General features: G+C 43.9%; 7 protein-coding genes. 3 read left to right on the forward strand and 4 right to left on the reverse strand.

All coding sequences use genetic code 11. From position 1 onward, the window contains the following. Positions 1-402: 402 nt before the first annotated feature. Positions 403-1,197: an adenosylcobinamide-GDP ribazoletransferase gene (gene cobS / locus F6K51_RS22395; RefSeq protein WP_293024358.1), complete on the forward strand. Its 795-nt coding sequence runs from the start codon at positions 403-405 to the stop codon at positions 1,195-1,197. A gap of 73 nt (positions 1,198-1,270) precedes the next feature. Here the strand turns inward: cobS and F6K51_RS22400 are convergent, their stop codons facing one another. Next, complete coding sequence (locus F6K51_RS22400) at positions 1,271-1,720, reverse strand: PPC domain-containing protein (RefSeq protein ID WP_293024360.1); 450 nt, start codon at positions 1,718-1,720, stop codon at positions 1,271-1,273. Between the two features lie 426 nt (positions 1,721-2,146). Between F6K51_RS22400 and F6K51_RS22405 the strand changes: the two genes are divergently transcribed. Then, the gene (locus F6K51_RS22405; RefSeq protein WP_293024362.1) at positions 2,147-2,599 is read left to right on the forward strand and encodes a helix-turn-helix domain-containing protein; all 453 of its coding nucleotides are present in this window, start codon (positions 2,147-2,149) and stop codon (positions 2,597-2,599) included. On the opposite strand, the gene F6K51_RS22410 is transcribed toward F6K51_RS22405, so the two are convergent. The 3 genes from F6K51_RS22410 to F6K51_RS22420 form a co-directional block, all read right to left on the reverse strand. Further along, entirely contained in the window at positions 2,537-5,380 is a 2,844-nt protein-coding gene (locus tag F6K51_RS22410; RefSeq protein WP_293024364.1) for a family 10 glycosylhydrolase, read from the reverse strand. The genes F6K51_RS22405 and F6K51_RS22410 overlap by 63 nt on opposite strands. A gap of 232 nt (positions 5,381-5,612) precedes the next feature. Then, positions 5,613-5,873, reverse strand: coding sequence for a BrnA antitoxin family protein (locus F6K51_RS22415; RefSeq protein ID WP_293024366.1), 261 nt, complete (start codon positions 5,871-5,873; stop codon positions 5,613-5,615). After that, positions 5,848-6,132 (reverse strand): BrnT family toxin, encoded by a 285-nt coding sequence (locus tag F6K51_RS22420; RefSeq protein WP_071106423.1) that lies wholly within the window; start codon positions 6,130-6,132, stop codon positions 5,848-5,850. Before F6K51_RS22420 ends, F6K51_RS22415 begins: the two co-directional genes overlap by 26 nt. A gap of 434 nt (positions 6,133-6,566) precedes the next feature. Between F6K51_RS22420 and F6K51_RS22425 the strand changes: the two genes are divergently transcribed. Beyond that, positions 6,567-7,961, forward strand: a 1,395-nt coding sequence (locus tag F6K51_RS22425; RefSeq protein WP_293024370.1) for a serine/threonine-protein kinase, incomplete at its 3' end; no start/stop codon positions are given.

A 7,961-nucleotide genomic window follows, 5' to 3' on the forward strand; every position in this document is an offset into this window, starting at 1 on the left:
TGTTAATACAAGGGTATAAGCATGTAAGCGTGCGGCGTTGCGCAGCAACAGATAATTCCAATAGATGCAGGGAATAATCGCGTGTTAGGTGTTTATCTTTAAATAGTTCACAGTCAACTAGTCAAATCTAGACAACTAGATTACTCCTTATTGAGTAAACACCAACAGCTTATACCCCAAATGGGATAAACCCATTGCCAACTACTTTTCGACCAAGGAATGTTGATTGAGCCGTTTTGGTCGGCACGAACTAACTAGATTAGCAGCCCGTTGCTGTTGAGACCTAAGCCATAGGGTGAGGTAACTTGCTGCTTATAACAACAGCTTATGACACAATACTATCTCAATCTTTCGATGGTGCTCAAAGGAAAATTCAATAAATTTCAGTAACACCAGTTACCCATGAAGTATTTCACTGGACAACAATTTAGGCAATGGGGACGTCAACTTTTCCGTTCATTGAGTAGTGCTGTAACTTTTTATACTATTATCCCCCTACCAGCTAGCTGGGGAATGGAGTTTCGGGGCATTGCCCGTTGGGCACCGATCATCGGATTGCTGATTGGGGGAATACTGATAATATTAGACATCTTATTGCAACAGTTGGGGATGCCAGCACTTACTCGCTCTGTTGCAGTTGTGGTCAGCTGGCTTGCCCTGACTGGAGGATTACACTTAGATGGGGTGATAGACACAGCTGATGGTTTAGCAGTTCCAGATCCCCAGCGCCGTTTAGATGTAATGGCAGATAGTGCTACAGGAGCCTTTGGGGCAATGGCAGCCTGTACTCTATTACTGATCAAAACCGCTGCCCTAACTGATATCGGGGCTTATCGGTGGGCAGCTTTGATGGGAGCAGCTGCTTGGGGACGCTGGGGACAAGTAGTAGCGATCGCATTTTATCCCTATCTCAAACCCACCGGTAAAGGGGCATTTCACAAACCATGGATACGTATTCCCCAAGATATTCTCTTGGGATTATTCGTTGTCTTAAGTTTATCTCTAGTGCCAGTGTTGCTAGATCCCACAAATACTTGGTTATCCTTAACCATGGCCATCGGAGGATGTGCGATCGCTCTACTGACTGGCGGCTGGTTTCACCGCCAGCTGGGGGGACATACTGGAGACACTTACGGAGCAGTGGTGGAATGGACAGAAGCCCTGTTTCTGTGCTTACTGACCCTGATCCTTAACTAATTACTTTTACTAATTCTTTGTCAAAGACGACCTGTTAGTTTATCGAGTACTTACCGACTCGACCACTAACCCCCTAAATTGGTTTAAGTCTGGTTATCTTTAATCTGAACTTGCCACCGCCGGTTGAGCCAAAGGCACGCACCCTGATAATGTACTCATCTGTCTCAGTGATGCGAGCAAATAACAAGGAGTTAGTACTGCCATCGGGTCCATCATCATTTTCCGCTACCATAGAACCGTCAGAAGCGATCACAGAGATCATCGTGTCAAAGTTGTCTGAGATCAGGTCAATGGCAACTTGGTCTCCCGCATCAAGAGTTACTACATAGTCTCGGGCAAAGCCACCATCCCCGATCGGAATATCTTTCTGAGTCAGGGTGTCAACAATTTCTTTGCTATGAGAAATCGGCTGCGGATTGTACAGGTTTTGTGCTCTGACTACCGGTGCAGTTACGCTCGTTGCCAACAACGTTGCTGCCACAGGCATAACCCAGCTAAACCAAGCAGCAAAAGCTTTACTCATTTAAATATATCTTTACGTTAGTAACATTTCTAACACTGTACCCTAAGCCCCTTAAAAAAGGAGGGTCGTGTCGAGTATGGGTCTAAAACAGACCCAGGCTATCCCCTGACGATACAACTAGGTTACTTTACTACTGACGGGATGTCTCACCGCCAAATTTATGATATTTTCCGTACTTTACTCTAGTTATTTTAGCGAATGCGATCGCTATTGCCACCTCACTTCGACATCACCAACTTTATCCAAGAATTAAAACCTTCGAGTCAGGTCTCCTCTCTCCTCAAAAAAACCGCCAATTTCTGACATCAAACTGAGGGTATTTAACTCAATAGTTACTTCGGAAGAGATTTTTTTAACTAGACCTTGTCAATGATTAATTTATCCTATATAATAGTGATATAGGAAGAGTTAAAACAAAAGAGAAAAATGAACAAGTGTGTTTGTACTACCGAAGCAGCATCTCTCTTAGGTATTTCTTCTCGGCGATTGCGCCAACTTCTAGAGAAGGGTCGGGTTCGGGGTGCCTATAAAAGCGGGAAATTCTGGATTATTCCCTTGTTTAACAATCTCCCGCAAATCACCAAGGGCACTAGAGGACCAAAAGGGAAATGGCGCACTAATCGTGCTCCGGCTATAGCTAAGATCAATGTCAACCGCAATAACATTGGCTCGAATATCCACAAAAGCCCCGAAGAACGGAAGCCAGTGATTTCCGTAAAACGCAGCGGCAACAATATATACGGCAACCAAGTAGAAATCCTTGGTCCGTGTCGGATTGTCTATAATCCCGATAACCCACTATCTTGTGGAGCTCGTCTATGGATCGAGACTTTCAGTGATGTCCACTTCATTGGTGGCAGTTTCCCGGCCACTAGCTAATGGTGGATTTTGGAGCGTCCGCTCACCATAGCGCAATAATCGTTGGATCGTTTCCAGACGGTTGTCCCATACCTGAACTTGATACGGTTGCTCAACCGATTGTCCAAACATCCACGTTTGAAAGCGAGTACGGAAGGATGACATGGACAATTGTGCTGATAGCAAGCTCATCATGGATGGCTTGTCGGCTAGTCGATTCAGCAACAGGGAGAGGGTATCGGCTTGTTGTCCCCAGTCTGAAAGGTCTGGTTCCCCAATTACTATTTGATTATTTGCTAACATAAAACTCCATTCCTGTTGCAGAGCCTGATAACGTTCTGCTGCAGCTAGGAACGGTTGACGGTAAGGTACTTGTACTTCAGTGGTAGGCTCTTGTTGTCCTTGAGTGCGAGTCAAGATGCCCCTGAGATTATCATTGAGATTTTCTACTGCAAATAGGGCATAGCCAGGAGCTGGTAAATCTCGCAGCAGTTGAATTTGGTCAACAGCTACAATATCGGGCAAATTCAATAGGCGAATTCCTGGCAAAACTAAGGCTGAGCTTAGGGAGGATTTAGTTAGCCATGGCTGGGCTAATTTTTGTAACTCTTCCGTTTCCAACGCATAAGTCATCGGTACCATCAGGTCAATCTCACCCCGAGACGCCCAATCTTCCCAGTTTTGTTGGATTTTTTGCAATCGGTCTTCCCTAGGCATGGGAAATACAGCAGCAGAGATAATCAACTCGGGACGTTTCTGCCGCAGCATTTGTGACACTGACTTGACTAAAGTGTCGATTTGCTCTATACGAAAATCTGTCCACTGTCGCCATAAGTTCTGATTCTTTGGGTCAATCTCAATGGGGTCAACACCGGTCAATTCCTGGAACTGTTCACGGGCGGCCTTACCATAGCCAAAGGTATGACCAGCTTTGGGGTCTTGAAACGGGTAGCGAATATAGTCGAGCTGAATCCCATCCACTTCATAGTTGCTGGCTATCTCTTCCAATAGCTTGGTTAGATAATCCCGCACTTCCGGATTAGCGGGGTCAAGAAAAGCCTTTCTAGTTCTCTTGTGAAACACACGTTTTTCGTTATCCAAGATTGCCCAGTCTGGATTCTTGGATAGCACTGGTCCGAGATAGTCTGCTGGTTGATCCAAAACCGCATTGTGCCGCTGGTTAGCTGCAGCAAACATCCAAACCCAAGCGTGCAATTCCATCCCTCGCTCATGGGCTAACTTCACTGCTGCTTTTAGGGGATCCCATCCCTCAACCAGGGGATTTTGCTCTGGTGCGATCGCACTCGGGTAAATCGTATAACTAGCGTTAACCGTTTCAAAAAAGATGGTGTGAAAACCAGCTGTAGCCAATTTGTCAAAAATCTTAGCTAAATCTTTTTCAGACTTGGCTTTAACAATAGTACCCCGGTCTAGCCAAATGGCTCGAATCTCTGACTGGGCTAGTTTACGATCAGTTGGGTAGTTTTCCCATAGGGTATTTCGTGCTGTCATCCACAGCTGACTTGCCTTTTGATACTCTCTGCGAGCCACTGCTCGACGGAAGTTTTCCAAACCCACTCTGGCCTGATTCAATGCCTCAATAGCTGAGTCAGTAGCTGAGTTAGTTTCATTCGTTTTACCCTCAGAGGTTTCCTCGGAAGTTTCCGACACTTGCTTAGCACCAGCAGTGACAAATTGTTCGATAGCAGCACCTGTAGATAAATTCAGATTACTGTTAGCTGCATCGGCTCTTAGCAAAGCACTTTCAAACCGACCAATCAGATTTTCTAACTCCATCTCCATTGCAGTAGCTTGCTTTAGGGTTCGAATTCGTCTTCTATATCGCGGTGGTGGGGCTTTTGCTGGCTTGGGTGACGGAGCTAATCGGGAATTAGTAGGCTTGGCTGAAGCATCTGTGTTATTGCCAGACTCTGCATCTTCTGTTTCCACCTGTTTCTGGGCAATAGTGGTGTCGATATCCCGACAATGTTGTGGAGAGTGATCAGAGGATTCAGACGATGTAGATGAATTAGTGATGAGTTGGACATCAGTGAGATTGACATCAGTGACTTGGACATCATAGCGACCAAGAGCCGCTCGTAACCAAGCACTATCGACCTCCGCCGGAGCTACCCGATCGATACCCCAGCGCCAACCAAAAAACGTAGCATTATTAGAGGTTACTACAGCAGGGGGCTTGTCAACCTGACTCCAGACTGCAACAGTAGTGGAATTAAGATCAGCAGGAATAAGAGTGCCCCCCTGGATGATACCTGTAATTCCAGTATCCTGCACCCATGTTTGGTTACTGTCTGGGGAAGGATGGAGGATAGAGGGTTGGGTCATCGCAAACCCCCAATAGGCACCCAAAAGCTCACGCAATTGTTTGCGGATGTCAGGTTTGGAAAGTAACCCAGTAGGACCGCTAACAATAACTTTTCCTCCTTGTGCGATCCATTCCTGTAACGCTTGGAATTGTTTGGGGTGGAGGAACTCGACATTGGGCAAAAATAGCAAGTTAGTGTTCTCGAAGTCAGAGGCTTTCTTAACGTCAGTCAAGTCAACAATACAGTAGTTAACTCCAATTGAATGTAAGCGTTCGGTAATTCCAGACCAATGCCCTTGATTATCCAGACTCTTAACTACTCCCAGTTGCACCGTTTCAGCTCTAGCAGCTGGTAACCATGGTAGAGAATTGAGCAAAAGCCCAATCAAGGTACTAACTACAATAGTCTTGGGCTCGATAGGATTAGATTTGACTCTGGTTAAATCTCCGATCAAGGGGGTTAGCTGCTTGGACAAAGAGCACTGCCAATTGGAACTACTATCGCTACTCCTGAACACCGTTCACTCCTTAAAATTAGTTATCAAAATCTTAACCTCTGTTGGTAATTAACAAGGTTAGCGAGAAGTGCGGATTTAGATCACACAGATGGTGGCAGGTATTGGTTCAATTGTAGTTTATGACTGGTATAACCCATACGGGATATCATCTCAGCTAATTCTAGCCGAGATGAAGGGAATAGTTTTACCATCAATGATTACTTTTCTTTAGTTGATGATTCACATAACTACGAAGAACGTTATTAATTGATGATTGATAGCCTTTTCCTTGACTTTTAAACCAGTCTATGATGTCACTATCTAAGCGAATAGAAATCGCTTTTTTAGTAATTGGTTTAACCATTTTGGCATTTTCCCAAAAATGATCGTCTAACTCAGGTATATCTGAAGTATCAATTTCAGAGTCAGGAATATTTTTGATTTCTTCAAGTCGTTTGGGCGAGATACTCATAATACTTTCTCTTTTCCTTAGGGGTAGCTTTTCGAGCAGAAATTAATCGAATTTTACTGTTTCTTTCGGTGTGGGCTACGGTGACAATGACAACGCCTTGTATGGCACCGATGCTGATTTCTCTGATTTCATCATAATCGTATCGTTCATCAATTGAAGTAAAAACGATTCCAAAGAATATTTCCTGTGCTTCTTCAAAGCTGATGCCATGTTTTCGCTGATTTTGTCGGTTTTTGTTTTCGTCCCATTCAAATTCCATTAAATTGTATATACGTTTTGTATATACAATAACTTTAACATAAAATTTAGTTTTTTTCTATCCTACTTTCCGGGAAATGGTATATGGACGCGATCGCATTCTAGGGTAAGCGCAAGAAAACATTGCCCATAGTCTGCATTGGCTAGATATGCTGATTGCTGATTGCTGATTGCTTACCTAGGGAGTAGGAGTATGAAGTAAGGTGAAGAAAATTGGATGGCTCTGATAATTATTAAAAACGCTATAATTACTGATAAGGAAATATATAGCGTTTGTGTTTGAGATGTAAATCTTTATGGTTTTTTTTCTTGGAAAATAAAACTCCGAATCTCTTTCCCCTTTTGCCTCTTTCAGCAATTCCTGTGTTTACAACCCAGATCCAAACGCTATAAACCCTACCGAAATTAATATCCTGGATAGGTTGGGTATCTCCCATGAAAACTAATAAGCATCGGTCAGTGTGTGGGAAATTAAAGCAGCAGTTAAATAACAGAGTTAAACGCTGGTTTAATTCCCCTAAAAATGGTCATAGCAGCACCACACAACCAATAGCTGTTAATGTGGCAGAGCCTTATGCTCCCTACAAACCTCCCTCAACTACTCAGCCACCTAACCACAGCAACGGCGTAGGTAATAATACCTGGCTCCCTGGTTATCGGCTACAAAACGGTAAGTACACTATCGAAAAAAAACTAGGAGAAGGTGGGCTGGGTATTACCTATTTAGCCCGAAATAATAAAACAGGCGATCGCATTGTTATCAAAACTATCGGTAATGATGCACTCCGCCAAAATAATTTATTAGAATATTGGAAAATTTTCGCCAACGAAGCGGTAAAGTTAGCCCAATGTAGCTGTGGGAATCCTCATCTAGTTAGCTTATGTGAAGAAATCATCCGAGAAGGTGAATTGCCTTGCCTAATCATGGAATACATCGAGGGGGAAACCTTGTCGGCTCTGGTGAAACGGCAGGGTGTGCTTTCGGAAGAGAAAGCCTTGCTTTACATCCAGCAAATTGGTAGCGCCCTGTGGGACATTCATCAGCAAGGGTTGCTCCATCGGGATGTTAAACCTAATAACATCATGGTTCGGAACGATGGTTCTGGTGCGGTGTTGATTGATTTGGGTATTGCTACTAAGTTTGTCCCTGGGGTTACCCAAACTCATCTGTGTGGGCGGACTCCAGGCTATGCTCCTCTGGAACAATATGAGTGGCGGTCGCAACAGGGTCCCTACACTGATGTTTATGCTTTGGCCGCTACCTTGTATGTGCTCTTAACTGGAAAGAAACCAGTATCAGCTGATGACCGGATTGAGGGAGCTGTATTACCACCACCAAAGGATTTGAATCCCAAGATTAGCGATCGCATAAATCAAGCCATTCTCCATGGTATGAATTTGGTGGCTAGGGATCGGCCTCAGTCTATACCAGAATTTTTAAACTTACTGGGTATTGAATTACCAAACGATAATAGCACAAATAGCACCAATAATCAACAACAGACAACCGCTCACGTTGGAGACTTTTATATAGAACGTCCTCAAGATGCTGAGTGTTATCAAAAGATTTCACAACCAGGAGCGCTAATTCGGATTAAAGCACCGAAGCTGATGGGTAAAACCTTACTCAGTCATCGGATTCTTGATTATGCTAAGTCTAGGGGTTATCGCACGGTTTATTTGAATCTTAATGAGTTTCCTTGCCATGACTTGGATATATTTTTACAGTCTTTTTGTGTGCGGGTTGCTCAAAAATTGAAATTGCCCAATCAGTTGCAAAATTATTGGGAAGATATTTTTTTTACCAGTGAAGTAAAGTGTAGCACCTAC

Origin of the sequence: Moorena sp. SIO3I8, from assembly GCF_010692325.1 — a bacterium.
Taxonomy (GTDB): Bacteria; Cyanobacteriota; Cyanobacteriia; order Cyanobacteriales; family Coleofasciculaceae; genus Moorena.